General features: G+C 69.0%; 14 protein-coding genes. 11 read left to right on the top strand and 3 right to left on the bottom strand.

The window, feature by feature from the left end:
• The first annotated feature begins 360 nt into the window (after window positions 1-360).
• Window positions 361-855 carry a hypothetical protein gene (locus QZY03_RS26600; protein ID WP_295586408.1) on the top strand — a complete coding sequence of 165 codons (495 nt, stop codon included), beginning with the start codon at window positions 361-363 and terminating at the stop codon, window positions 853-855.
• Between the two features lie 94 nt (window positions 856-949).
• Here QZY03_RS26600 and QZY03_RS26595 read toward each other — a convergent pair whose 3' ends face one another.
• Complete coding sequence (locus QZY03_RS26595; RefSeq protein WP_295586405.1) at window positions 950-1,729, bottom strand: hypothetical protein; 780 nt, start codon at window positions 1,727-1,729, stop codon at window positions 950-952.
• Window positions 1,730-2,043: 314 nt separating this feature from the next.
• Here QZY03_RS26595 and QZY03_RS26590 point away from each other — a divergent pair, with 314 nt between their 5' ends.
• The 6 genes from QZY03_RS26590 to QZY03_RS26570 all read left to right on the top strand — a co-directional run bounded on the left by QZY03_RS26590 (window position 2,044) and on the right by QZY03_RS26570 (window position 9,575).
• The gene (locus QZY03_RS26590) at window positions 2,044-3,126 is read left to right on the top strand and encodes a DUF3616 domain-containing protein (protein ID WP_295586402.1); all 1,083 of its coding nucleotides are present in this window, start codon (window positions 2,044-2,046) and stop codon (window positions 3,124-3,126) included.
• 495 nt (window positions 3,127-3,621) lie between these two features.
• Window positions 3,622-7,194, top strand: coding sequence for an SUMF1/EgtB/PvdO family nonheme iron enzyme (locus tag QZY03_RS26585; RefSeq protein WP_295586399.1), 3,573 nt, complete (start codon window positions 3,622-3,624; stop codon window positions 7,192-7,194).
• A gap of 132 nt (window positions 7,195-7,326) precedes the next feature.
• Entirely contained in the window at window positions 7,327-7,881 is a 555-nt protein-coding gene (locus QZY03_RS26580; protein WP_295586397.1) for a helix-turn-helix domain-containing protein, read from the top strand.
• Entirely contained in the window at window positions 7,878-8,216 is a 339-nt protein-coding gene (locus tag QZY03_RS26575; protein WP_295586395.1) for a hypothetical protein, read from the top strand. Before QZY03_RS26580 ends, QZY03_RS26575 begins: the two co-directional genes overlap by 4 nt.
• A gap of 53 nt (window positions 8,217-8,269) precedes the next feature.
• Complete coding sequence (locus tag QZY03_RS32285) at window positions 8,270-8,608, top strand: SUMF1/EgtB/PvdO family nonheme iron enzyme (RefSeq protein ID WP_363169174.1); 339 nt, start codon at window positions 8,270-8,272, stop codon at window positions 8,606-8,608.
• The gene (locus tag QZY03_RS26570) at window positions 8,580-9,575 is read left to right on the top strand and encodes a reverse transcriptase/maturase family protein (RefSeq protein ID WP_295586392.1); all 996 of its coding nucleotides are present in this window, start codon (window positions 8,580-8,582) and stop codon (window positions 9,573-9,575) included. The genes QZY03_RS32285 and QZY03_RS26570 overlap by 29 nt, the downstream gene beginning before the upstream one ends.
• Window positions 9,576-9,717: 142 nt before the next feature.
• On the opposite strand, the gene QZY03_RS26565 is transcribed toward QZY03_RS26570, so the two are convergent.
• Window positions 9,718-13,194 (bottom strand): SUMF1/EgtB/PvdO family nonheme iron enzyme, encoded by a 3,477-nt coding sequence (locus QZY03_RS26565; protein WP_295586390.1) that lies wholly within the window; start codon window positions 13,192-13,194, stop codon window positions 9,718-9,720.
• Window positions 13,195-13,289: 95 nt separating this feature from the next.
• Window positions 13,290-14,279: a metallophosphoesterase gene (locus QZY03_RS26560; RefSeq protein WP_295586387.1), complete on the bottom strand. Its 990-nt coding sequence runs from the start codon at window positions 14,277-14,279 to the stop codon at window positions 13,290-13,292.
• A 675-nt stretch (window positions 14,280-14,954) separates the two neighbouring features.
• On the opposite strand from QZY03_RS26560, the gene QZY03_RS26555 reads away from it, so the two are divergent.
• Genes QZY03_RS26555 through QZY03_RS26540 form a run of 4 tightly spaced genes read left to right on the top strand, consistent with a single transcriptional unit; the run spans window position 14,955 to window position 25,388 of the window.
• The gene (locus QZY03_RS26555; protein ID WP_295586384.1) at window positions 14,955-16,838 is read left to right on the top strand and encodes an AAA family ATPase; all 1,884 of its coding nucleotides are present in this window, start codon (window positions 14,955-14,957) and stop codon (window positions 16,836-16,838) included.
• On the top strand, window positions 16,835-17,476 hold the full coding sequence (locus QZY03_RS26550) for a 4Fe-4S single cluster domain-containing protein (protein WP_295586382.1): 642 nt from the start codon (window positions 16,835-16,837) through the stop codon (window positions 17,474-17,476). The genes QZY03_RS26555 and QZY03_RS26550 overlap by 4 nt, the downstream gene beginning before the upstream one ends.
• Window positions 17,473-23,973: an AAA domain-containing protein gene (locus tag QZY03_RS26545; RefSeq protein WP_295586379.1), complete on the top strand. Its 6,501-nt coding sequence runs from the start codon at window positions 17,473-17,475 to the stop codon at window positions 23,971-23,973. The genes QZY03_RS26550 and QZY03_RS26545 overlap by 4 nt, the downstream gene beginning before the upstream one ends.
• Window positions 23,970-25,388 carry a hypothetical protein gene (locus QZY03_RS26540; RefSeq protein WP_295586377.1) on the top strand — a complete coding sequence of 473 codons (1,419 nt, stop codon included), beginning with the start codon at window positions 23,970-23,972 and terminating at the stop codon, window positions 25,386-25,388. The genes QZY03_RS26545 and QZY03_RS26540 overlap by 4 nt, the downstream gene beginning before the upstream one ends.
• Window positions 25,389-25,695: the final 307 nt, after the last annotated feature.

The following is a 25,695-nucleotide window of genomic DNA, read 5'->3' as shown; positions in this document are numbered from 1 at the left end:
TGTCGATGCCTGAGTCTGAACGCGGGCGGCGTGCGTCATCATACCCACCCGTGCGCCGAACCTCGACTGCCGGTGCGTCCCGGCAACACGGTTCTTGCATGGGGTATTGGGCGCCATTTCGGGTCAGATTGAACATCCTACGGCGTGACCCACAACGGGTCAGATGCTCGCTGAGCTTCGCCGACGGTACCACCCGCGATCCGCCGGCCCGAGGCGAGTTTCTGCCGGGACACTCGCCGCGATGTCATCCCACGAGCCACTCGGATCCGGCGACTGGGCGGTGGAGAACGCCTGCGGCGCTTCCCACGCGCCTCCCGGCAATGCTACTTTTCGCCGCGCTCCGCCCACGACAATCTCACCTTGAGGGACAAGATACTGCGGTTGGCGGATGCCAATGGGCGCTCCCGCTCGGATCCCGCTCTGCGGCGAATCCAGCAGTTCGCCAACGGGGTGGTGCTGACCAGCCAAGGCATCCCATTCCTGCACGCGGGCGTCGAGCTGATGCGCGATAAGCAGGGGGACCACAACACCTACAAGTCGGGGGACGGGGTCAACGCCATCCGCTGGCAATGGAAGACCGACCACGCCGACATCTTCCGCTATTACAAGGCGGCGATGGCACTACGCCGGGCCCATCCGGGCCTGAGGCTGACCAGCTGGGATGCCATCGACCGCCCTGTCACCACCACGACGCCGCGTCATGAGGTGGTGATGAGCCATATCCGCGCCGGCGAGGTCGGCGACGACTGGTCGGAGATCCTGGTGGTGGCCAACAGCGCGGACAACTACCAAGTGCCGCTGCCTCCTGGCGAATGGCAGGTGGCCATGGAGCGCTCCGATCCAGCGGCGGGCTAGGGGCGCAAGGTGCGCGGCAGCGTGACCGCCGAGGGGACGGCAGTCACCGTCCTGTACCGGGACTGATTTGCTCCAACCCCCTGTGGGTCGGCCTTCAGGCCAACGGCGACCTTGCGGGCCGCCGCGGTGTTCGGGCTGGGGGCGCCGGGGGTGCCGGCGTCTCGACCTCGGCGCTCGCTGCTACTTCATCGGTCGACTCCAAGGTCAGACGCGATGGACGTTCCGCTTTCAGGTGCCCTGCCATGTCCGCTAGCGGTTCAGGAGATAAGCAATGCGCAAAGCGTCCATCCGAGTGCCGGATCAGACCCGACACCAGTAGGTAAAGAAGCAAGCCGTTGAGGAGATGCCAAAGGAAATGTGACCCCGTAGGAACCACAGCGCAGACCGCCTGATCAATGGTTCGAAAAGTCAACGAAAGGGCAAACAGGCCAGTCGCAAGGCCCAGGGTTTTCACCATGACATGCCGACGCCACCACAACCACAGCCACATGCTCGCGAGGAAGAGCAGTGCCGGCAGGTAGCCGGCGGAGCCATTGAGCGCCGATGGATCAAGAACAAGCGCGGCCCCGTAGTTGATGCCCTGGTAAACGCCGAAGATGGCCAAGATCGCCCACACGGGCGCCGCCGCTACCCGATAGAGCCAGCATATGAGGTAGAGATTGATGAAGAGCAGGATCGGGACGACGTCGGCAAGCAGGGACCACCCGTTGGCAAAGGCATGGAAGAGCGCGCTTCCGATCCCGATTGCGAACAGCAGCCCGATGAGCAGCGCAAGCTCCCATCCATTTTTTAGCGTCAGCCCTTCCTGTTCTCTCCATCGCCATGCCGCGAACAAACCGGCAATGACAAAGGCGACATTGGTGACCAGGTTCAAGGGTTCATCCAGGAGCCCCGGCTGCGTTCGCTCGCAATACAAAGAGAAGGTCATCGTTGTTGGACTCGAAGTCGCTGCGCATAGAACACGTAACGGTGTGAGATCAGGCGCCGACGCCCGCGTCGGGGAGCGACCGGCGAACCGGCGCTCCATCTTCTTCCACGGGGGCACTGTCAGCGATGCTCATGGAGTAGGCACCCGACCGTCTAGGTGCTCGGGACTCGTCCAGGACACCGCGATATTTGGGTCGAGCACTCGCCCCAGATAGACTAAGCTGTGTGTACCAAGCGCTTCACCGACGGTAGAAATCCCAAATGAGCGACTTAGTTTACACTCGCGTCCTGCTGCGCTTCGACCGCGAGGCGGGTGACCCTGAGCGCTTGCGCCGACACCTCTCGGCCTGTGCCCGGGATCGAGACGGCCATCTGTGGCTCGGCACCGACGAGCTGACGGCGCTGTCGCGGCTCACACCGAAGGCCCCTGGGGTGTTCGCCAAGCATGACGACACGGATCTCTCCGATCGACTTCAGCTGGTCGAGGACGATCAGGAGGTCGATGTCGAGGGCTTGGACATCGATGAGGATCGGCTCTGGATCGTCGGCTCCCACACCAGCACCCGCAAGGGTGTCAAGCAGGGAAAGGACATGGAGAAGAACCTCCAGCGCCTGACCCAGGTCGAGGCCAGACCAAACCGCTGTCTGATCGCCTGTGCAACGATCACCAACGGCCGGCTCAAGACCGACGCGATTGCTCAGCTCCCCATCTCTCCGGAGGGCAACGCCCTCACCCTGGCGTTGCGCGCCGATGCCCATCTCGGACCTTTTCTGTTCCGCGCTCCGGAAGAACCCTCTGGTGGTGCCCAACTCGCCTCAAAGGAAAACGGCTTCGACATCGAAGGGGTCGCTGCCCGGGGTGAGCACCTGTTTCTCGGGTTGCGCGGCCCAGTGCTGAGGGGCTGGGCAATGCTGCTGGAACTCCGCGCCGAGCGGACCGCCGGCGATACCCTGGCCCTCGGTCCCATCGGCGCCAGCGGCAGGCCCTATCGCAAGCACCTGCTGCAACTGGCCGGCATGGGCATTCGTGATCTCTGCTGGCAGGAGCGGGACCTGCTGATCCTGGCGGGGCCGACGATGGACATCGCCGGACCACAGGCGGTCTACCGCCTCCGGTCCCCGGAGGATCTCCCGGATGACAGCATCACTGAGCTGGACGGCTCACGGCTGCAGCGCCTTTTCCACCTCCCGCTGGTGAGCGAGGGCGACAAGGCCGAGGGACTCTGCCGCTGCGATGCGCCGGAAGGCCCCGGCCTGCTCGTCGTGTACGATGCGCCTCGTTCAGAGCGCTTGATCGGCGATGATGCCGTCCTGGCGGACGTCTTCTCACTGCCGGCGTGCTGACGTTGATGCGGCCACGGTGGCAAGGCCAAGAGCCGAGGCATGTGCGGTGCCGGTGCCTTAAGCAGCCGCCCAGTGCGCGGAGGGCCATCCGTTGGTTCGCGTAACCCGTCAGTGGTGGCCGCCGTTCCGCCCCCAGCCGGCCACAACTTCACATAACTATGATTATCGGCCGTTATCAGACATGACATGACATGACAGGCTGGGGGCCGAAAGGGCGGTGGCCGCCGGCCCCGTGACCGTCGCTTACCGACCCAGAGGAGACGCACACCCGCGGCGCTGGAATGTCTCCTTTCTGATGGCGAGCAGCCGATCAGGTCGCGGCGAGACCGTGGTTGGGGACCGGCATGGTGACGACAACGAACGCTCGCGTGACACCGGGTGCCGCTACCAGGCTGCCCTAACCACAGCGCCACAGTTGCCATGCGACGCGGTCGGCGTATACGCTTCGGTTCTGCCCAACGCGCAAGACCTTGCACCGGAAAGCCGAGCGCCGCCATGCCCCAGCCGATCCGTCTCCTGCATCTGTCCGACATCCATTTCCGCGCCGACACGGCCTGGGACTCGGACCCGGTGCTGCGCGCGCTGCGGGGTTTCATCGCCGTTCAGATCGAGGCCGGGCTCGACCTCGACCTGGTGGTCATCACCGGCGACCTAGCCCAGGCCGGCAAGGCCGCCGAGTACGCGCTGGCCCGGACCTGGCTGGAGTCACTGTGGTCGACGCTGAGCCAGGCGCGCCCCGAGCCCTTGCCCCGGAACCGCCTGCTGTTGGTCCCCGGCAATCACGACCTGGACCGCGAGCGGGTTGGTCCGAGTGTCCGGCGCATTCAAGATGCGCTGCTGAGCGAGCAATCCCAAGACGCCATCGCCGCATTGCTGCAAGACGAGGGTGAACGGCAGTTCGTCCTCAAGCGCCACCTCGACTATCTGGATTTCTATGGTGCCTGGCTGGGTGCGCCGCAGGCCCTGCCCTGGTGGCAGTGCACCCTGCACCTCTACGACCAGCGCCTGCACATTGCCGGGCTCGATTCTGCCTGGATGGCCTGCGGCGATGCCGACCGCGGTCGCCTGCTGCTCGGCCGCTACCAGATCAACCAGACCGTCCTGCACCCGGACGGCGAAGGCGCCGACTGGCGGCTCGCCCTGATGCACCACCCGTGGGACTACCTGGCCGAGTTCGACACCCACGAGGCGCACCAGGCGATCCACCTGCACCGGGATCTGGTGCTGCGCGGCCACCTGCATGAGGGCGAGGCGTTTCGGGTGCTCCCGCCAGATCCGGCCCGCGCCTGCCTGGAACTCGCCGCCGGCAGCGTCTACGCCGGCAGTCGTCACCCCAACGCCTTTCAATGGATCGAGCTGCGCGCTAACCCCAAGCGGGTGCGCGTCCAGTTCCGCGCCTTGGTCAAGGGCGCCTGGACCGAGGACCGCAACCAACCGGGCTGTCGGGAGGGCGTCGCCGAGTTTCTTGTCGTCCCGCACCATTCCGGACCCGAGACGGGACTGCGGGCTCGGTTGCCGCCCGCTGCCGATCCCCGCAAGTACATGGAAGATCTCTGGTCCGACACCGCCTATATCGACATCCGCGGGCTGGTCACCGGCGGGGCCCAGGCCCATCGCTTTCCCATCGCCGACCTCTACATCGAGCTGCAGGCAACCGGCGCCGCGGCACCCGTGCCGGCCGACCCTGGCGCCGAACCTGAGCGCCAGGGTCAAGGCTCCCGCCTGGACGGCCGCGCCGACCACCCCCTGCGCGCGGCCCTGATCAATCCGCGGCTGGTCATCGTCGGCGACCCCGGCTGCGGCAAGACCACCTTCCTGCGCTGGGTCGCCCACTGCCTGGCCGCCGACCGGCTCGGCCGCGACCCCGGCGCCGCCGCCCGGCACCTGGGCTTGGACCCGGTTCCGGCCGGGCCCCGGCTCCCGCTGCTGGTCCCTATCGCCGACTGGCTCGACTTCATGGAGCGCGCGATGGCCCGCCACCTTGGCCCGCCGCTCGCCGCCTGCGCCGACTGGCTTCCGGAATACCTGGGCGCCCGCGCCGGACTCGCCAACCAGGGTCTGACCGCGGACGCCTTCCGCCGTCTCCTCACCGACGGTGACGCGCTGATCCTGCTTGACGGGCTCGACGAGGCCCCTGACCGACTCCAGCGCGAACAGGCCGCGAACCTGATCGACCGCCTGGCCCTGGCCTACCCGGACTGCCCACTGGTCGTCACCAGCCGCCCCGCCGCCCTGCGCGACAGCGCCGTCCTGACCGGCTTCGCCCAAACCACCATCGAGGCCTTAGACCCCGCCGCCATCGACGGCTTTCTCGCCCGCTGGAGCCGCGCGCTCTTCGCGGATCATCCCGAACGCGGCGCGGCCCACCATCGCGAGCTGGCCGCGGCACTCGCCTCGCGCCCCGAGATCCGGCGGCTCGCCCGCAATACCGTCATGCTCACCGCGCTCGCGGTTGTGCACTGGAACGACAAGCGCCTGCCCGAGCAGCGGGCCGAGCTCTACGAGTCCATCATCCGCTGGCTGAGCGAGGCGCGCGAGCGGCGCCCCGGACGGGAGAAGCCGCAGCGCTGCCGCCAGCTCCTGGCCGATCTGGCGCTCGCCATGCAGGCCGACGCCAAGGGCCGTCAGGTCCAGGTCAGCCGCCGCTGGGCGGCCGAGCGCCTCGCCCACCGCTTCGCCCCAGCCGGCGACGGCGACCCCGAGGCGATCGAGCGTGCCGACGCCTTCCTGGCCGAGGAGGAGATCGACAGCGGTATCGTCGTGCGCCGCGGTCATCAACTCAAGTTCTGGCACCTGACTTTTCAGGAGTACCTGGCCGCCCAGGCGCTGGCTGGTCGCGCCGATACCGACCGAACCAGGCTGCTCCTGACCCCCGGCGCCGCCGCGGCCCCCGCGCTCTACCGGCCGGAATGGCGGGAGACGGTCCTGCTGCTCGGCGGGGTACTCTGGCTGCAGGGTCAGGACCGGGTCGACGATCTGGTGGTGGCCGTCATCAATGCACTGGGCGAGCGGCCGACGCGCGCCGAGCAGGCGCGTGCCGCCGGGCTGCTGGGTGCACTGGTGCGCGACTTGGCCCCCTTCGGGTATCGCCCGGCCGATCCGCGTTACGTGGGGATGCTCGATGCCGCCATGGCCGTCTTCGACCCGGCCCAGGCCCCCGCTATCCCGCTGGCCGACCGCATCGCCGCCGCTGAGGCCCTGGCCCAGGTGGGCGACCCGCGCCTGGGTTGGACCAGGCCAGACCGCTGGGTCGAACTGCCGGGCGGGCGCTTCCCGATGGGCGCGCAGAAGAAGGACCAAAAGGCCCCCGGCTATGACCCCGAGGCTGACGCCAACGAGGCCCCGGTGCACGCGGTTGAGGTCGGCGCCTTCGCCATGGCCCGCTTCCCGGTCACCGTCGCCGAGTTCGCCGAGTTTCTGGAGGATGAGGACCACACCGATACGCGCTGGTGGCAGGCCGGCGGGGCGGATGCGTCCGTCGCGCCCGACAACTGGGAGGACCAGCAGGCCCACCCCAGCCGCCCGGTAGTCAATGTCTCCTGGTATCAGGCGATGGCCTTCTGCGCCTGGCTGAGCGATCGGCTGCGGCGACCCCAAGGCGCCAAGGGCACCATCCTGCTCCCCGCCGACCGCGTGGTCCGCCTGCCGACCGAGGCCGAGTGGGAATATGCCGCCCGCGGCGCGGCCGGTCGGCGTTACCCATGGGGCGACGTTGCGCCCGATGCCCAACGCGCCAACTACGACCAGAGCAAGGTCGGCAGCCCGAACCCCGTGGGGGTCTTTACCGGTGACCGCACGCCCGAGGGCGTCATGGACCTGGCCGGCAACGTCTTCGAGTGGTGTCTCGACACTTGGCGCGAGGAACAATATGCCGAGTGTCTGCGCCAAGGATCGGCGACCGACCCGCTCGCAACGGGCGACGGCGGGTCGCCGCGCGTGCTGCGCGGCGGGGCCTTCGGCGTCGAGGCCAGGAACCTGCGCTCTTCGGTCCGGTACTGGTTCGGGCCCGAGGTCCGGGGCAGGTTCATCGGGTTCCGCTGCGTCCTGGCCGCGCGCCGCCAGCCTTGACCCTTTGATCCTTTGACCCTTTCTTCGACGGACCTCGCAGCGGTCCGTTCGCGATTGACAACAGAATGACACTTTGTCATTGTCGTTGTCAGTGTGAAATGACAGTGACAACCACGCCCGTCACCGTGCGCCATGCAACTGAGCCTTGAACAAGCCGCCGAACGGCTGGGCAAATCCGTCCGCCAGGTGCGCTACCTGATCCAGACCGGCGCCTTGCGGGCGAACAAGACCGGCGGGCGCTGGCTGATCGACGCCGCCGACCTGCCGCTTAGCGAACCACAGCGGGCCGCCGTCGGGCGGCGTGAACGCGCCCTGCGCGAGGCCGTCGAGCAGGGTCTGGGGCTGGACGAGCCGCCCCCGCCGCGCTACTCGGTGCGCGACCTCAAGGCCTTCCAGATCGCCCTGCCGCTCTACCGCCAGGGCAGCACCCTGCTCGGTGCGGACCATGCCGCAATGGTCGCCCTGCGCGATGCCTTGGTCCGGCTCACCCAGGGCTGTCACCGCTTCGAGCATGAGGACAAGGCGACCGCCTACCGCGCCGGCCGCGATGCCGCGAGCCTGGCCCTGTGCGAACTGGTCCTGACCGGTCGCGACGAGGCGGAGCCCTTGATCCGCGGCATCGAGCAGGACCTGATGGCTGCCTTCTCTGGTCTCTTGCGCCGCCTGGAGCGGCGCACCCGCCGATGAGCGACCGCAGCGCCCAGGCGCCGCTCTTCGTCGATGCCCTGGCCCTGAACCAGTGGCTCCTGGAACGGTTCGACGCGGCGGGCCGGCCGTTGGAACAGCGGGTGATCAGGCTTGCGTTGGACCTGCTCGAATGCCTGACCCTGGCGTTGAAGGACCGCAACCGGGACCTACGGATCGAGCAGGCGGACGAGTTGCTGATCCGCCTGCGGGTTCTGCTGCGCCTGGCGGCGGACAGCGGGCGGTTGCGTGCCGACCAATACGCCTATGTGCTGGGGTGCGTCGACACCATCGGCCGGCAGCTTGGCGCCTGGCGCCGTTCGCTGGGGCCAGTGTGATCGGCTTGCCGCAGCCCGGCGCCCGCGTGCAGAATGGGCGCGCCGGGCCGTAAATGAACGGGTCGCCGCGCGTGCTGCGCGGCGGGGCCTTCAACAACGAGGCCAGGAACCTGCGCTCTACGAACCGGAACAGGAACGAGCCCGAGAACCGGAACAGGAACATCGGGTTCCGCTGCGTCCTGGCCGCGCGCCGCCAACCTGCCGCCGATACCACGCTTGCATTAGGCGCCAGGCAGGACCCGGCCGGGGGCACCCGCCTCCGCAATCCACTGCCGGCCCGTTCCAGTAACCCGCCGTTCACGCGGTCGGGCGACCGTCCGGGCCGGCCCTTTCTGATGGACTGGAGGCCGAGGCTTCAGCCGGATGCGCAGCGTTCCCGCCGGTTCTTTTGAGCGGATCGCGAGCTTCCCCGCCCTGTGGGGCGCTTGGCATGCCTACCGTCGCGGCAAGCGGCGCCGCCCGGCGGTGGCCGCGTTCGATCTGGATGCGGATCTCGCCATCCTCGCCCTGCAGCGCGACCTGGCGGCGGGGACCTTCGCCCCTTCGCCCTACCGGATCACCCTGATCGCCGACCCCAAGGTACGCATCGTCGCCGCCCCGGCGCTGCGCGACCGGGTGCTCCAGCGCGCCCTGCTCGACGGCATCGGGCCGACCTACGAGCGCGGCTTCATCGACCAGAGTTTCGCGGTGTGCAGCGGGCGGGGGGCGCACCGGGCGGCACTCGCCTATCTGGGCTGGATGCGGGACTATCCGTGGCGGCTGCACCTCGACATCCGCCACTACTTCGCGTCCATCGGGCACGCGCCCCTGCTGGACCTGTTCGCGCACCGGCTCAGGGACCACCGGACCCTCGCCTTGATCGCCGACCTGCTCACGGCCGGCGGGGCGGTCTACCGTGATCCCCTGGCGGCACTGGCACTCGGCGACCACCGGGTGCCGACGGGCCATGGCCTGCCCTTGGGCGGCTATCTCAGCCACTGGTCCGGCGGCCTCTACCTCGACGGGTTGGACCAACACGTCAAGCGTGTCCTGAAGATACCGGGCTACCTGCGCTACATGGACGACTTCGCGCTCTTTGCCGAGCGGGCCGAGGCGCTCGTGCAGGCGCGGGACCTCATCGCCGACTGGCTGGAGCGGGAGCGAGGACTGACACTCAAGGACCCGGGGGCGCCGCCGCTGGACAACCGGCTGCCCGCGGTCTTTCTGGGCTTTCGCATCAGCCGTGCCGGCATTGGTCCTGGGCCCAAGGCGTTGCGCCGGTTGCGCCGCCGGTTACGCCGCGCTGACGACCTGGACCCGGAGCACCTGGCGCGTAGTCTGCTGGCGTTTCGGGGGATGTGGGGCGCGCTGGGCGGGTGACAAAGGTGTTTGACAGTGTCATTTACACTAGCAACGACATTGACAATCACACTGACAAATTGTCAGTCAGTGTCAAACCCGAACGGACCGCTACGCGGTCCGTTGAAGAAAGAAAGGGTCAATCGGTCAATGGAGCAAAGGGTTAAGGCCGGCGGCGCGCGGCCAGGACGCCGCGGAACCCGATGCCCCTGAACCGGTCCCCGGGCCCGAACCTGCTCCGGCCCGTAGAGCGCAGGTCCCCGGCCTCGCCGTTGAAGGCCCCGCCGCGCAGCACGCGCGGCGACCCGGATTCCCGCTTGTCCTCATACAAGAAATCGTCGCACCACTCCCAGCAGTTGCCGGCCAAGTCCTCCAGGCCAAGCTGGGCCTGGGCCGACCGGGGGAAGAGCCCGACCGGGGAGGTGACCCCGAGACCGGCCGCGTCGCTGTTGCAGATCCCGTCCTCCCACTGGCCGCCCCAAGGGTATTCGTAACCCTGCGGGCCGCGGGCGGCGGCCTCCCATTCGCGCTCGGTCGGCAGACGCCCGCCGGCCCAGCGGCAGCAGGCTTGCGCCTCCCAGAAGGAGACCCCGACCACCGGTTGATTGGGTCCGTTCCAACGCCGTTCTTGCCAGGCAGCCGGCTCGGTCACGCCCGCCTGTTGCAGCCAGGCCCAGCCCTCGTCGAACCACCAATCCCGGTTCGCATACCCGCCGTCGTCCAGGAAGGCTCGGTACTGACCGTTGGTCACCGGGTAGCGCGAGAGCAGTAAGGGGCTCTCGATCCGGAGCTTCTCGTTCTCCTCGCCATAGACATAGACTCCGGCCGGGACCTCGACATAGGCGGCGGGGTCCCGCAGTTCGTCGATCCGCGGATCGCCGAGGCGACCGAGGCACAGGCCCAGGGTCTGGCGGGCCTTGACCTCGATCACGTCGGCGATGGCCGCGCGGCAGGTCTGGCGGACGTCCGCGACGAGCCGGTCCGGGAGCGGGTGGCCCTTGGCGAGGCACAGGTCCAGGGCCTCGGCGATGAAGAGCGCCGGGGCCGGGTTGGCGCGGACCTGTTGCGGATTGAGGTCGGCCGCCAGCCGGCCGAGCAGGTCGAGCCCCCATTGGGCATCGCGGATGGTGAAGACCTGGGCGGCGAACAGGAACAACAGGGTCTGCCGCCATTCGGCGACCGGTCCGCGCCGCCGAAACACCTGATCCAGGCTGGCGCGGTCGTCCTGAGTGCGGGCGAGGCGCTCCGCGGCAAGGAACTCCTGCAGACTGAAGTGGTGGAAGGCGGCGCGGTCGCTGCCGCTCGGCAGCAGCAGACCGGAGCGGGTCAGGAGCCCCTCGCAGTCCAGCGCGGCCTGAATGCGGCCCGCGGCATAGGCGGGGTTGCGGTCGGCGAAGCGGGCGAGATGGCTCTCGACCTCGGTCTGCGCCACCTCGGCGACCGGGGCCCCACGCTCGTCCTCGGGGCCGCAGTGCATGCCGAGCGCGACGGTCTCCAGGGCGACCTTGACCGGGGCGCGCTCATTGGCGTCGCGCTCGTAACGGTTGTCGAGGACGTTCTCGACGACCCGCTGATAGAGCCGGTACTTGTCCTCGGGCAGCCGCTGACCGCTGCCGTAGATCACGCAGATGGCCTTGAGCAGCATCGGGTTCTCGGCGAGCGGGGCGAGTTCGGCGCGGCCGGCGAGGTCGGCACCGAGTCCCTGCGCCAAGGATGGCTTCTGCAGGGTGTGGAACCAGCGGGTGACGAACAGTGATTGGAGCGGCTCGGGCAGAGGTTCCAGCGGGGCGCTCGGCAGGCCGAGCCGGGCCAGGTCGGCGCCGTGCAGGCCATAGGGGCGGCTGGTGAGCAGGACGCGGTTTCCGACCGCCTGCCAGCCGGGCAGCGCATCGGCGAGGCCGGACAACAACAGCGCCCGTGGGTAGATGGTGCGGCCATCGCGCTGCTCCGTGGGTGGTACCTCGTCGAGCCCGTCGAGCAGCAGGAAGGCGCTGCCCCGTTCCAGGTGGGCCTTGAGTAGGGGGCCGGTGAGCCCGTCCGGAGGCACCCGGTCTACCCAGTCCGCCAGGGCCTGTTCCAGTTCGACGCGGCAGCCGATGCGCCGGCCGTGCCCCTGGTCCATCCCGCGCCAGAACTCGCGCAGCGGGACGAACAACGGCAGACGGCCGCGCAACTGGTCCGGCACCGGCTCGGCGAACCCGTCCGGTGGGGCGATCGGATGCGGTTCGGTGCCGCCGGGGATGGCCTGTAACAGGGCCCAGTGACAGAAGGTGGTCTTGCCCCCGCCGGGCGGGGCGGGGCAGTAGAGCGACTCGGCGTCGAGCCGGGTGAGCAGGAGGCTGGGCCGGGACTCTTGGCGCATCAGGTCCGGGTCCGGGTTCGCGTTCGGTGGCCCGCGGCGGCTGCCATCCGCGGGTCCCGGTGCGGCCGGGGTGGTGAGTGCCGGGACATAGACCTGGCTCAACCGGATCGCCTGGCCTTGGGGGGCGTCCTGACCGAGCAGCTCGAAGCCGGCATAGGTGCGGCGCAGCCAGTCCAGATAGGCGGCGGGGACTTCCGGCCTGCGGGCGGCCGGGGTCGCGTCGATCGCGGTCACCGGCTGGTCAAGGGGGAAGTCCACCGTCCCGTCGTGGTCGTCGTCTCCCGGTTGGTTATAGTCCGGCTGCCAGGCGCCCTGGTTGCAGAAGCGGAACAGGACGCGCACGCGCCTGGGGTTGGGATACAACTCGATCCATTGGTAACGGCTGGGGTCGCCGCTGCCGGTGCAGATGCACCCGGCGGCGAGTTCCAGGCAGGCGCGGCGGGAGTCCGGGGGTACCACGCGGGAGGCTTCGGGCTCGCGCCGGTGACCGTGCAGTAGGAGATCGCAGTGTAGGTGGATGGTCCCGCGGGCCTGCTGGGCATCGAATGCGGCCAGGTAGTCCCAGGGGTGGTGCATCAGGGCGAGGCGCCAGTCGGCACCTTCTGCGTCCTGGTGGAGCACGGTCTGGCTGACCTGGTAGTGCCCGAGCAGCAGGCGGCCTCGATCCTCGTCCCCGTAGGCCATCCATGCGGAATTAAGCCCAGCGATGTGTAGGTGTTCGCCCCGGATCACGAAGCCGCGTTGCCACCAAGGGTCCGGCTGGTCGGTGTCCAGCCAGGTACCGTAGAACTTGAGGTGGGCGGCGTGGCGCTTCAGTAGGAGGCCGCGGTCATCCGCATCACCGAGTACCTCGGCAATGGCGCCCTGCGAGCAGTCGGTCAACAAGTCCGCTTGTGTCGAACGGGCGGCGCGGCTGACCAGCCGCCGGTCCACGTCATGGTTGCCAGGCACCAGAAGCAGGCAGTCCCGCGGTAACGGTTGCGCCGGGTCCGGAGACACGGCGGGCCAGAGCTGCTCCTCCAGCCATTCCTGGGCAGAACAAGGCAATTCGCCGGGTTTGCGCTTGCGCGCCGGCTGGTAGTCCTCGGTCTTGCCGGAATACCCGAGATCACCGGTGATGACCACCAGGTCGGGGACCAGCCCCGCCGCGACCTCGGCGCGGATGAACCGGGCCAAGTCGCGCAATACGGGGGCCGCGTCCCCGGCGCGGTCCGCGCGGAACTGAAAATCGGACAGATGCAGCAGCCGCACGGGGCGGTCGGTCGCGGTATCAGGCATCCGGCGCTGGTCCTGCTAGTGGGGTTGCGTCGAGTGTACCAGTGCCGTGTGTGATGGGCCATCCAGCCGGCCTGACCATGGCACGGGTGCCCGGATCAGGGCCGCGGCAGCGGCACCTCGGTCAGTCCGTCGGGGCAACCAGGCTGGTTGCGATCGACCTGCCAGGCGCCTTTGTTCCAGAGTCGGAAATGCACCCGCGCCCGCCGGGGGGCCGGATACAGCTCGATCCACTGGAAGGCATTGGCATAGGGGCTGCCGTCATAGACGCTCCCGGCGGCGAGTTCCAGGCAGGCGCGCCGGGGGTCCGGGGGCAGGATGCGGCAGGCGTCGGGTTCGTGCAGGTGACCGCGCAATACCAAGTCCCGGTGCAGATGGATGGTCTCCGGCGCCGATCGAGTATCGATCTCCGCCAGGTAGTCCCAGGGGTGGTGCAGCAGGGCCAGGCGCCAGTCGGCCCCCTCGCCGTCGGGGTGCAGCACGGTCTGGTGGACCTGGTAGCGGCCGAGCAGTAGGCGCCCGCGGTCCGTATCGCCGCAGGCCATCCAGGCGGAATCGAGCCCGGCGACGTGCAGGCGTTGGCCGCGGATGACGATGCTGCGTTGCCACCAGGGCAGCGGTTGGGAGACACCCAGCCAATCGGCGCAGAACTTGAGGTAGGCGGTGTGGCGCTTGAGCAGTATCCGCCGTTGGTCGCGGCTGGCCAGTACGGTGGCGATCTGGTCCTGATTGCGCGCATTGAGCAGTCCATCCTGGACGATGCGGGCGGTGGCGTCGACTTGATCGCGGTCCACGTCGTGGTTGCCGGGCACCAGAAGCAGCCGATCCTTGGGCAGTGGCGGGGATGGGTCGACCGTCAGTGCCGGCCAGAATTGGTCCGCGAACCAGTCGCGGGCCAACCGGTAGTCCGCGGCCGTGCCGGCGAAGGCCAGGTCGCCGGTGACGACCACCAGGTCCGGGATCAGGCCGGATTTGACCTCCCCGGCGATAAACCGCGCCAAGGCGCGCAACACCGGGTCCGAGTCCCACGCCTTGCCGGCACGGAAGTGAATGTCGGACAAATGCAGGAGGCGAATCGGTTGGTCCATGGCGGTACCCAAGGTCTTGTGCCAAAACGGCCTGGCGATGCTGCACAAAGCGTAACCGCTGATGCAGACCCGTGGCAACGGCCGCAGTGCGGCCGATGACGCCTGCTAGCGTGGTCGTGAGTCGGCGCGAATGCGCATCGGGGAATGACGGCTTTGCCGAGTCGAGCGGTCATCGGCAGCATCGTGGCGACCGGCCGCTCCTGGCCGTCAGCCGCCGGTCATCCCTGCGCTTAGATCCATCCGTCGATTCGCGTCACACGGCGTGGTCGCCGCCGCTCCCGCCCCCCAGACCTGGCCGGCTCCGTATCACCTCGCGAGCGATGCGCGGCCGGCGTCATGCCCCAGACGACCGACCTGCCGGCTCGCCCGGCGAGCAACGGGGTCATCGACCGGACCAGGCCAACGGCCTGCGACCTCCGCCGCATGGGCAGTAGGAAAAAGAAGCCGGGCCGCGGCCGTGCGCGCCCGCCGCCGCCGGGATTCGGGCTAACGCAAACATCGTTTGCAGCACAGTACCGGGGCGAGCCCGCGGCCGGACCGGTCGGCCGTGGCCGCATAAAAACCCCAACAAAGATATCGAAGTCCCCACAGATTCGCAGAATCAGCCGAAACGGCCGGGTAGAATGACCACTTCCAGGTCGTTCTTACCGCGGATCGTGCTGAGACTGGGGTCCTATGCCGGAATCGTCTTATCCCTTCGCGAACGGTCAGCCCCGCTGGTTGCGTGATTTCGTGCGATTCCTGCCGTTGAAGAGCCAATTTGTGCTCTCGGGCAACGTCTACGACCTTCAGTTAGCCCGCTCGGGTCCGGATTCGGTGTTGCCACTAGGTCTCACGCAGACGATTGCGACGGAGGTCTTTGCACGCAATGGCGCTCGGACCGTGACCTACAACCCGGTCGAAGGGTTCCGGGCGCTCGCTATCCCCCCGACGGCCGACCCGGCGGCTAGCGACGCACTGCTGCGCAGCCTCGGCCTCGTACCCACCGGGGGCCAAGCGCCCGGCGGCTTGGACCTGCTGGAGACGGTGATTGACAGGCTTGTCGCCTTGGAGGGCGAGCCAGTCATCCTGATCCTGGAGTTCGCGTCTCGACTCGTGATACGCGGTGACACGCTCTCCGATGCTGAGCACCGCCTGTTTCGCCGTGCCCTGGTACTGTCACATCGCGCCCGCCCCCGTCCGGTCGGTCCGCAACGGCTGCCGGCCTACAACACGCTGGTCTGGATCGCCGAACGGGAGGGAGACCTGCCGGACTGGCTGCTCATCGGCAATCCGCGTATCCGCCACATCCCGGTGGCGCGGCCTGACCATCTCATCCGCCGCACGCTGGCACCGCTACTGCTGCGCGCGCTGCCGGGGGCACCGAGTGGCGCGGCGACCAAGGCGCTGAGCGAGGCGGTCACGGTCTTCATCGAAGAGACCGAAGGCCTTCTCTTGCTGGATCTGAAGGCGATCACGGACCTCGCCCGCACCGAGGGGGTGCCGATGGCAGGCATCGGTGATGCAGTGCGCCGCTACAAGGTCGGCGTCACCGAAGACCCCTGGCAGCGGCTCGATCGCGACCGCATCCGCGGCGGCGAGTCCTTCATCCACCACCGGGTCAAGGGTCAGGACCATGCTGTGACTCATGTGTTGGACATCGTCAAGCGTGCCGTTACCGGGATCGGTGCCGGACGGCGTGGCGGGCGACCACGCGGCGTCGTCTTTCTCGCCGGCCCGACCGGTGTGGGCAAGACCGAACTCGCCAAGGCGATCACGAGCCTGCTGTTTGGGGACGAGCGCGCCTATATCCGCTTCGACATGTCCGAATTCAGCACCGAGCACTCGGACCAACGGCTGCTCGGGGCGCCCCCGGGGTACGTGGGCTACGACGCCGGAGGCGAGCTGACCAACGCCGTGCGCGAGCGTCCATTCAGCGTCGTGTTGTTCGACGAGATCGAGAAGGCACACCCGCGCATCCTGGACAAGTTCCTGCAGATCCTCGACGAGGGCGTGCTCACGTCCGGCCGTGGCGAGCGGGTCTATTTCTCGGAAGCCTTCATCGTCTTCACCTCCAATCTGGGCATCTACCGCGTGGACACTTCCGGTGCCCGAGTCGCCAACGTCACGCCCGAGGACCCCTTCGCGACGGTGCGCACGCGGGTGCTCGATGAGATCGAACGCCATTTCAAGCTGGTGCTGAATCGACCGGAGATTCTGAACCGTCTCGGCGACAACCTGATCGTTTTCGATTTCATCCGTCCGGAGATCGCCCGCGAGATTCAGCAGCAGATGGTTGCCGGGGTCCTGGCCGGGGTCGCGGAGCAAGGGATCACGGTAACCCTCGGCGAAACCGCACAGGCACTGTTGGCGCAGGTCTGCCTTGAAGATCTCTCCAACGGCGGGCGCGGCATCCGCAACAAGGTGGAACTGCACCTGGTCAATCCGCTGGCGCGAGCGCTGTTCGATGCCGATGCGAACTCGGGCGACCGTTTCGCGATTGCCGACATCCTTCCTGGGGAGATCACCCGGCTGGTCCTGGCCCCTGGCGGGATACGGGCGTCGGGTGCGGGGCCATGACCCGCCTCGCACTGTCCCGTGTCCACTTCCCGGTCACGACCTTGGGGCCGGGACGGCGGGTCGGGATCTGGTTCCAAGGGTGCTCGATCCACTGCCGTGGCTGTATCTCCGTAGACACTTGGGCACCCGGGCGGAAGGACACGCAGGTCGGGGCGCTGATTGCGACGCTGGCCCCTTGGCTCGGCTGTGCGGACGGCGTCACCGTGACCGGCGGGGAGCCGTTCGATCAACTGGGCGCGCTGGGAACACTGCTGCGCGGATTGCGCACCGCGTTCGACGGCGACCTGCTGGTCTATTCCGGTTATCCCCGTGAGCGGATCGCGGGACCGCTCGCGGGCCTCGCTGGATTGATCGACGCCCTGATCACGGATCCCTATGTGGCAGAGGTCGGCGACCGGCTGCCGTTACGCGGCAGCGACAACCAGCGCCTGCACCTGCTGACCCCGCGCGGGCAGGCGCTCTACGCCCGCCTTGATACTCCCAACGAACACGCCAAGCCCCGCGCGCTGGACCTGATGGTGGACGATCAAGGCCGCTTCTGGATGGCCGGCATCCCGCGGCGCGGGGACTTCGCAGCGCTGCAGGCGCTGCTCGTGCGCGAGGGTCACAGCGTACTGACCAGCGAGCATCCGGGATGACGCCAGAGAGAGCGATCCGGCGCTGCCCGCGATGCGGGGGCGAACGCCCCCTCGACGAACTGTTTTGCTTGGGCGGCTTCCAGGGCAGCACCTGCGGCTGGGACCTGATGCTGGTCGCTCCGACCGCGCCGGGGCAGGCGCGGACCGGAACGGCGGGGACGCCGGTGCCGGAAGGGGTGGCGCAAGCCGCCGCGTCCAGTTCCGCGTACAGCCCCGAGCCACAACCCCGTCCCGCAGCCGTGACGCCAGGTGTGACCTGTCCGAACGGTCACCCGGTCGAACCCGGCGACCTCCTGTGCCCCGCGTGCAGTGCCGACATCATCCTCACGGCGGAACGGCCGGCACCGCCCGCGCCGGTGCCAACCGCCGAGTCTCCGCCGCCGGCCGAGCGCATCGCCGGCTGGCCCATCCGGTCTCGGCTCGGCAGGACCGATGGGGTGCGCGAGCGTTTCCTGACCCAAACCCCGGACGGCGACCGCCCGGCGGTAATGACACTCTACGACCTGGCCCGGGAGCCGGACCCGGAGGTCTACACCGCCCTGCGCCGGGTTGATCTGGCGCATGTCCCGGCGGTGCTCGACTTCGGGCGCTTCCAGGGCCGTGCCTACGAGGTCGCCGAGTACCTGCCCGGCGGTCATCTCGGCAGCCTCGCCATCACGCCGGGCGATACCGCATCGCTACGGGTGTTGGCGGCGGAGCTCGGGGCCGCCCTCGACGACTTGGCCCGCGTCGGGGTGCGTCACCGGGATCTGCGCCCGGAAGCGATCCTGGTCCGCGGTATCGATCCGCTTGACCTGGTGATCGGCAGCTTCGGCTCGGCGCGTCTTTCAGACCTGGATCTGGACCTGGTGGCGCCGCTGGGCAGCTCGCGCTACATGGCCCCGGAGGCAATCGCGGGGGCCGTGTCCCCGGCCTCGGACTGGTGGAGCCTAGGCGTGCTGCTCCTGGAGAAGGTCACCAGTGGGGCGTGCTTCGCCGGGGTCAACGATCAGGCATTTCTGATCCATGCGCTGGTCGATGGGGTTACGCTGCCGCCCGACCTGGCCCCCGAGATTGCAACCTTGTTGCGGGGCTTACTATGCCGTGATCGCACCCGGCGCTGGCAATGGTCCCAGGTAAGGGCCTGGCTGGCGGGCGAGCCAGTAGAGGCCCCGCCCCCCGCGGGCCAAGCGGCCGAATCTGATGGCGCCGCGCTCCTGCTTGGCGCCCTGGAGTACCGCAGCCCGCGTCGCTATGCGCTGGCCGCCGCCGACCCGGCCCACTGGGACGAGGCGAGCGGGCAGCTCGTCCAGGGTCGCCTGATCGTCTGGCTGGAGGAGCGACAAGCCGACCCCCGCCAGATCGCGACCCTGCGCACCCTGACGGCGCGCCAGTTCGACCCCGACACCGCGCTGTCCCTTGCCCTCAAGGTGATCAACCCGGACATGCCGCTGATCCAACGCGGCACCATCGTCTCTCCGGGCTGGCTGCTGGAACATCCGGAGCAGGGCTATGCGCTGATCAGCGGCGAGGCCCCAGCGATTCTGGCTGACTTGGGCGCCGAACCCTGGCTTGACCAGCTGCGCCGGCGCGCCCTGCTGGTGCGCGAGCGTGCCACCTATCACGCCATTGTGCTGGTGGAAGAACGGCTGCGGGTCCTCCTGCTGTCGACCTCCCAGGTGCGTCTGCGCGCACTCTGGGACGAGCAGCGACGGATCTTCCCGGACACTGACCACCAGGGGCTCGCGGCCATCGCCGACCGGCTGCAATGGGGCGACGAAGACCTGATTCTGCTGCTTGCCGCGGAGACCGGCCAGTTCCGGCCCATCGACACGGTGGTCTCGGAGACCGCCGAGCTGGCCCGGTGGGCCGGCATCGGGGACGTTGACCCGGAGTCCGCGCGTACCCTGCTGCGCGAGCACACCCGGCGCGAGCTCTTCGCACTGGTCCGTGAGCGGATCGCGGACTTCGCCTCCTGTGACATCCAAGCGGTCAACGATTGGGCCGCCCGGTTCCGGATGGAAAACCGCACTCAGGTCCCGCGGGCACTGCTGATCCTCGCGATCCCGGCCGCGCGCTGGGTGCCGCCGCCCCGCCAGGCGTATCTGGGCCAACTCCTGGAATTCTTCGAGCAGAAGGCGGCAGCCGTCATCGGGCGGGGGCCACTGGCGCGGATGTCAGTGGCCCGCTCGGGGAGTCGCATCGACTTGGCCGAACTCGGCACCACCGCCCTGCCAGCCGCCGCCTTGCTCGATCAGCTCGTCGCGCGCACCCCGCGGCTGCTGGACCTGGATCCAGCGGCGCTGGCGCCACCCGCCGCCGTGCCGCCGCCTCTTTCCGATGCGCCCCTTCCGGACCGCCCTTCCAGGGCGCAGTCCTCGCCGCTGGAGTCGCGGCTGCGTAACCTGGCCCGGCACACCAATCTGTACCGCCGCGATACCGGCATCGACGGGCTCTATCTGGCCTTTCCCTTCCTGCTGTTGGCCCTGCCGGGGGCCAACCTCAAGCCGCGTATCGCGCCGGTCTTGCTGTGGCCGATCCGGCTGGAGGCAGACCTGGGCCGGGTCGGGCGCATCCGCCTCGGTTTCGACCCGGAACGCGAGGAGGTCCGTCTCAACCCGGCGCTCGACGGCTATCTCGGCCCCCAGGCCATCGAGCGCTGGCGTGCGGCAGCACAGTCCGCGCTCGGGCGGACCGCCACCTGCCGCGATCTGATGGACGAATTTGGCCGGCTCGCCACGCCACGCGGCCGTGACCTTAAACCCCTGCCGGGGATCGACGTCCGGGTCGCGCCGGGCCCCGGTGAGTTCCAGTGCTCGGCGGTGCTGTTTCACATGACCTTCATGGGCCAGGCGGTGATTGAGGATCTGCGCCAGCTCCGGGCCCTGCACCCCGCGGGTACCGCACTGGAGCCGCTGCTGCGGATGGGGGCCGAACGCCCGCCGTCGGTTGCCGGGACAGCGGTCGCCCGCCCGCCGGAGCTGGATCGCTGGTTCACCGTAGATAGCGATCCGTCTCAGGAGGATGCCGTGCTGTCGGCGCGGGAGCCCCCGGGGCTCGTCGTGAGTGGTCCGCCCGGTACTGGCAAGAGCCAGACCATTGTCAATATCGTCGGCGACGGGCTCGGACGCGGGCGGAGCGTGCTGGTGGTGTGCCAAAAGCAGGCGGCCTTGGAGGTGGTACGCAAACGACTGGAGAAAGAGGGCTTGGCGGGTCGGATCATGATGGTCGGCGACATGACCCGCGACCGACTCGCCGTGATCCGTGCCGTGCGCGAGCAGCTCGACGGGCTGCACCAGGACGTCCGTGGGGCCGGGCTTGGCCCTGCGGATGCCCAGGCCGAACGCCGCCAGGTCGCCGGGCGCATCGAGGATCTGGAGCGACAGCTCGATGGCCGCCAGCAGGCGTTGCATGCAGCGGATCCCCAAACCGGTCGGAGCTACCGACACCTGGTCAGCGACCTGATCGGCCTGGAGAGCGGGGCGCGAGCGCCGATCGCGGCACCGGCGGTGCGCCGGGTCCTGGCCGGACTCGATCAGGGGGCGCTGGCACGGATCGAGGAGCAGGCGGTACCGCTTGCAGGTCTCTGGCTCGCAGCGCGCTTCGAGGACAGTCCACTGACCCCGCTCAAGCCGTTCGCGGCGGACGAGGCAACCCGCACCGTCTTCGCCCGCGACCTGGCCGCGTTGCGGAGCGCCGAGCGACAGCGGGCCGGTACCTGGGCCGCGCATCCGACCGCACTGACCGTCGCCGAGCCGGTTCGGGTGGACGCCTGGCTGCGGGCACACGCCGGGACCCTCACCGGGTTGGGTCCGGTTGAGCGCGCGGACTTGGCGCGCTGGTTGGATTTGTTCGCCAGCGCCGGAGACACGCTGCCGTCGGCGCTGCTCCAGCGCCAAGGGCTTGAGCGGTTGCAGCGGCAGCTACTGCGCCTGGCTACGGCGCCGCCAGACCCGGTCGTGCTGGGCGCCGTCCAGAGCCTGAGCAGCGGTGCGCTTGAGGACACCCTCAGGCTAGCCGAGCGCGCACTACGGCCAACCGGACGGTTCGGCGTGTTTAACCCACTGCGGCTGCTGCGTCGGCAACGTCTGCGCCAACGGCTCTTGGCGCTCAGCTTGACCGGCGGTGAGGCCGGGATGCAGGAACTGCTCGCGGCCGCCCGCTACGCCTGGCGGTTGCGGGAGCTTCATCAGCAGCTCGCCGGCATTGAGCGGGTGCTCGGCGAGGAAGCGCCAGTACGCGTCGCCGCCGAGCCCCGCGAACTGGCCCAGCGCGCCGCCGCCCACATCACCCAACTCGACCGGATCGCACCGCTCGCGCAAGCGCTCGCCGACTGCCCGGCCGGCGGCCGTACCGCCGCGGCGGCCGCCCGTGCCGCGACCGCCGAAGCCATGGCGGGACTGCTCGCCGGGCTCGCCGGGACCCTCGCCCGGCACGCCGCGCGGGCAACTAGCCTTGCCACGCTTGGGCCGCTTGGGCACTGGATCGAGCCGGACTGGATCGCGACGATCGAGGGACGTATCCAGCGTGGCGACCCGGACCCGGAGGTACTGACGCCACTCGAGGCGGCCTTGCCGCACGTGGAGCACTTTCAGCGCTTCCGCATCCGCGCCGCCGGGCTCGGTGCGGAGAGCCTCGCCTTCCTGGGGGCGCTACGCGCGTTGGCGGCGGCGCTCGTGGTTCTGCCCGATGCGGATCTGTCGGGCGAGGTGCGGCGCATCCTGCTACGCGAGTCGGCCTTGGCCGCGAAATCGCGACTGGAGAATGCCTGTCCCGAGCTGCTCGCCGAGCACGGTGAACTGGCGGACAAGATCGCCCGTCTGGCTGCCCTCGACCGGCAGATGCGCGCGCTCAACCGTCGCTGCCTGATTGGCACTCTGGACCGAGGACGGCTCGGCCCGCGCGCCCGCTGGGACGACATTACCCGACTGACCGGTCCGCGGGCAAAGCGGCTGCGCGAATTCGTCGAGTTAGGTTCGGAGATCGGGTTGATGGCCCTGCGACCGATCTGGCTGATGACCCCGGGCGTGGCGAGCCAGGTGCTGCCGCTGAAGGCCGCCGTGTTCGATCTCGTGATCTTCGATGAGGCATCCCAGATGCCGGTCGAGTACGCTCTGCCGAGCCTCTACCGCGGCGGGCTGGTCGTGGTCTCCGGCGATGAGAAGCAGTTACCCCCCACCGCCTTCTTCGCGAGCAAAGTTGAAAGCGACGAGGCGGAGTTGATCGAAGGAGAGCCGGACCCGGACGCTTCGGAGGACGAGGTGGAGCTTGCCGAGGAACGCTGGAACCGCCGCGAGATCAAGGACTGCCCGGACCTGTTGGCGCTGGCCCGGGTTGCACTGCCGAAGCGGATGCTGGAGATCCACTACCGGTCAAGCTTCCGCGAACTGATCGCTTTCTCCAACGCGGCCTTCTACGGCGGTCGCCTGCATGTGCCGGTGCAGCATCCGCCCGCGCGGGTACGCGAGTGCCAACCGCTGCGCGTGGTGCGCGTGGACGGGCGCTATGAACATCAGACCAACCCGGACGAGGGCAAGCGGATCGTCGACCTGTTAGCGGAGCTGTGGTCAGGCCCTATCGCCGCCCGACCAACCGCCGGCGTGGTCACCTTCAACCGCAAGCAGGCGGACTTGATCGAGGAGTATCTGGAGGCGCGTGCCGAGGACGACGCAGACTTCCGCGATGCCTACGCTTGCGAACGCGAACGCCGCAACGACGGCGAGGACGTTGGATTCTTCGTCAAGAACCTGGAGAGCGTCCAGGGCGACGAGCGCGACATCGTGCTGTTCAGCACCACTTTCGGGCGCAACGCCCAAGGGCGCTTCCGTCGCGTCTTCGGTGCCCTGGGCCAGCGGGGTGGCGAGCGGCGCCTCAACGTTGCGGTGACCCGAGCGCGGGATCAGGTCATCCTCGTGACCTCGATGCCGGTCGCCGAGGTCGCTGAACTACTCGGTGGCTCCCAACCGCCGACCCGACCGCGGGACTATCTGCAAGCCTATCTTGCCTACGCCGAGCACCTGAGCCACGGCGATCTGGAGGCCGGTGCCCGGCTGATCGCGCGCCTGGAGCGTGCCGGCGGGGCGGAGCCGGCAGCGCCGCCGGGCGAATTGGGCGATCCCTTCCGGATGCTGGTCGGCGAGTACATTGGCAACCGTCTCGGGCTGACGCCGGTGGCGGTCGCGAGCGGCACCCTGTTCGGGGTCGACTGGGCGATCCCGGACCCGGCTGGCGGCGGCTTCGCCATTGGGATCGAATGCGACGCACCGGTGCATCGGCTGCTCGCTGGTGCCCGTGCGCGCGAGATCTGGCGACCGACGGTGCTGGCTCGCTCGATCCCGCTGATGCATCGGGTCTCGTCGGTGGCCTGGCACGCGGACCCGGCCATGGAGCAGGGGCGCCTGGCCGCCGCCATTGCTGCCGCACTCGCCGGATCGACCGGGTGCCAAGCGCCCTCCCGCCCACCGGCCGCTGGCCTGGCGGCGGATCGGTCGCAACAGATTCAGGAGCAGACGGCATGAGTGGACCAAAAGTGATCCGCGTCAAGACCCGTGGCGAGCGCATCGCCGAAGCCGAGCGCTGGATTGGACGCGTCGCATCCGCTGCACGACGCTGGGAGCAACGGGTCAGTGCGGACGGGCTCGCTAGCGCACCGGACATCGTGGCGGCCCACGCCCACGTCGTGGCCCTGACTCGCCTGCTCGCGAACGATCACTTCGCGGAGCTTGAGCGCCACGCCCGCCAGGCCATCGCCTTTTTGGACGACGATCTGGCGCGGCGCCGCGAGCGGCTGGCTGAGCAGCGCGCGCGGCAACACGGCCGGCGTCGGCGGCTCGCGAGCGCCGCCGCTTCGTTGCTCGCAACGCTTGCCGACGCGGGGACCAATCCACCGCCCGCAGCGCGCGCGCTCCTGGAGCGCGGCCGGACCGGCGACGCCGACAATCTGGATGCACTCGAATCGGCGATCGGCGAATCCGTGCTGCTGTTGGTCCCGGCCGAGGACACGACGGCCCGCAACGCGCGCCAAGCAGCGCTGGCGACCCGGCTTGACCCCGGAGAGATCACTCGGACCCTCGCCGACTGGCTTTCAGACCGGCCGTCGGAGGACGACGGTGCCGCCAACCGGATGGACAGGGACATCGCCAGGCTGGAATCCGAGGCGAGCGCCGCCATCGCGGCTCCCTTTGCTGAACGTGCCCGCCAAATCGCAGCCGAGCCCTTGGTGCGGCGGCGTCGCCTGCTGCTCGATAGCCTCGGACTCGATCTGGCCGCCACGCTGCACGGCTGGCGCACGCTGGAGCGCATCCGCGGTCAGCTCGAGGACCTGGCCAGCGAGCTCGCACCGCTTGTGGCTGATCCGCAGGCCGTGGCCCTGCTGGACGAGATCGCCGCGACCATCGCGGGCAGCAGCGGTGGCATCCTCCAGGCTGCTGATCCGGCGACGGGGCCGGCCGGGGATCTGGCCGCGTTACACCAGCGGGGGATCGATTGGCTCGCGGATTATCACGCCGTGCGCGCTGCGCAGGGACGCCGCGACGCGGTGCTGTCGGCACTATCCGCGATCGGCTACGAGGTCCGCGAAGGCATGGGGACCCTCTGGGGCGAGAGCCGCCGGTTGGTCGTGCGGCACGGCGCGAGCCAGGACATCGGCCTGGAGCTTGCTGGCGATCCGACCGCGGGCCGGCTGCAGCTGCGTGCAGTCGGCTTCGAGACCGCCCCGGACACGTGGGACCATGGCCGCGACCGCGACATTGAGCAGGGCTTCTGCACCCACCTCCAACAGCTCGGGGCCCAACTCGATGCTCACGGCGGCGAGCTTGCGCTGGAGCGGGCGGTCCCGGCCGGGACCCAGCCCCTACGCACCCTGGCCGCCGCGGAAGGCCCCACCGAGCGGGTCGCCCAGGCGCGTCCGCGGCAGGGCGAGCGTGCCCTCTGACCCGCCGCCGCCAGGACGCAGACCGACGGCGGATTGATTACGCCAAGGTGAAGGACACCGGACACTTCTAACTTGCGCGGAAGCGGGCATCCGAAACGTGCGTTGACAGGCGCTGTAGGCCCGTCTCCTCTATACAATGGGGCCTGAGCGTCTTGCCGCGCCCAGTTAGCCCATCTTTAACATGACCCCATTGATAACGCCCCCAGATTGCGCCTAACCATTTGATCCGTATGTACACACTTCTGAAAATCGCAATGTAGTGCCAAGTTATTCAATAGGGGCGGAGTAAAGCCGGTGCCGGGTGTCG

The sequence above is a fragment of the uncultured Lamprocystis sp. genome, from assembly GCF_903933125.1.
Lineage (GTDB): Bacteria > Pseudomonadota > Gammaproteobacteria > Chromatiales > Chromatiaceae > Thiodictyon.
The sequence above is the reverse complement of the archived record's forward strand: the minus strand, read 5'-3'. Positions and strand labels throughout refer to the sequence as shown.

Excerpts from the sequence above, each read along its gene's own strand:
- QZY03_RS26560 (WP_295586387.1), bottom strand. The coding sequence starts at position 14,279 with ATGGACCAACCGATTCGCCTCCTGCATTTGTCCGACATTCACTTCCGT.
- QZY03_RS26575 (WP_295586395.1), top strand. The coding sequence starts at position 7,878 with ATGAGCGACCGCAGCGCCCAGGCGCCGCTCTTCGTCGATGCCCTGGCC.
- QZY03_RS26545 (WP_295586379.1), top strand. The coding sequence starts at position 17,473 with ATGACGCCAGAGAGAGCGATCCGGCGCTGCCCGCGATGCGGGGGCGAA.
- QZY03_RS32285 (WP_363169174.1), top strand. The coding sequence starts at position 8,270 with ATGAACGGGTCGCCGCGCGTGCTGCGCGGCGGGGCCTTCAACAACGAG.
- QZY03_RS26565 (WP_295586390.1), bottom strand. The coding sequence starts at position 13,194 with ATGCCTGATACCGCGACCGACCGCCCCGTGCGGCTGCTGCATCTGTCC.
- QZY03_RS26570 (WP_295586392.1), top strand. The coding sequence starts at position 8,580 with ATGCGCAGCGTTCCCGCCGGTTCTTTTGAGCGGATCGCGAGCTTCCCC.
- QZY03_RS26590 (WP_295586402.1), top strand. The coding sequence starts at position 2,044 with ATGAGCGACTTAGTTTACACTCGCGTCCTGCTGCGCTTCGACCGCGAG.
- QZY03_RS26550 (WP_295586382.1), top strand. The coding sequence starts at position 16,835 with ATGACCCGCCTCGCACTGTCCCGTGTCCACTTCCCGGTCACGACCTTG.
- QZY03_RS26540 (WP_295586377.1), top strand. The coding sequence starts at position 23,970 with ATGAGTGGACCAAAAGTGATCCGCGTCAAGACCCGTGGCGAGCGCATC.
- QZY03_RS26585 (WP_295586399.1), top strand. The coding sequence starts at position 3,622 with ATGCCCCAGCCGATCCGTCTCCTGCATCTGTCCGACATCCATTTCCGC.
- QZY03_RS26555 (WP_295586384.1), top strand. The coding sequence starts at position 14,955 with ATGCCGGAATCGTCTTATCCCTTCGCGAACGGTCAGCCCCGCTGGTTG.
- QZY03_RS26580 (WP_295586397.1), top strand. The coding sequence starts at position 7,327 with ATGCAACTGAGCCTTGAACAAGCCGCCGAACGGCTGGGCAAATCCGTC.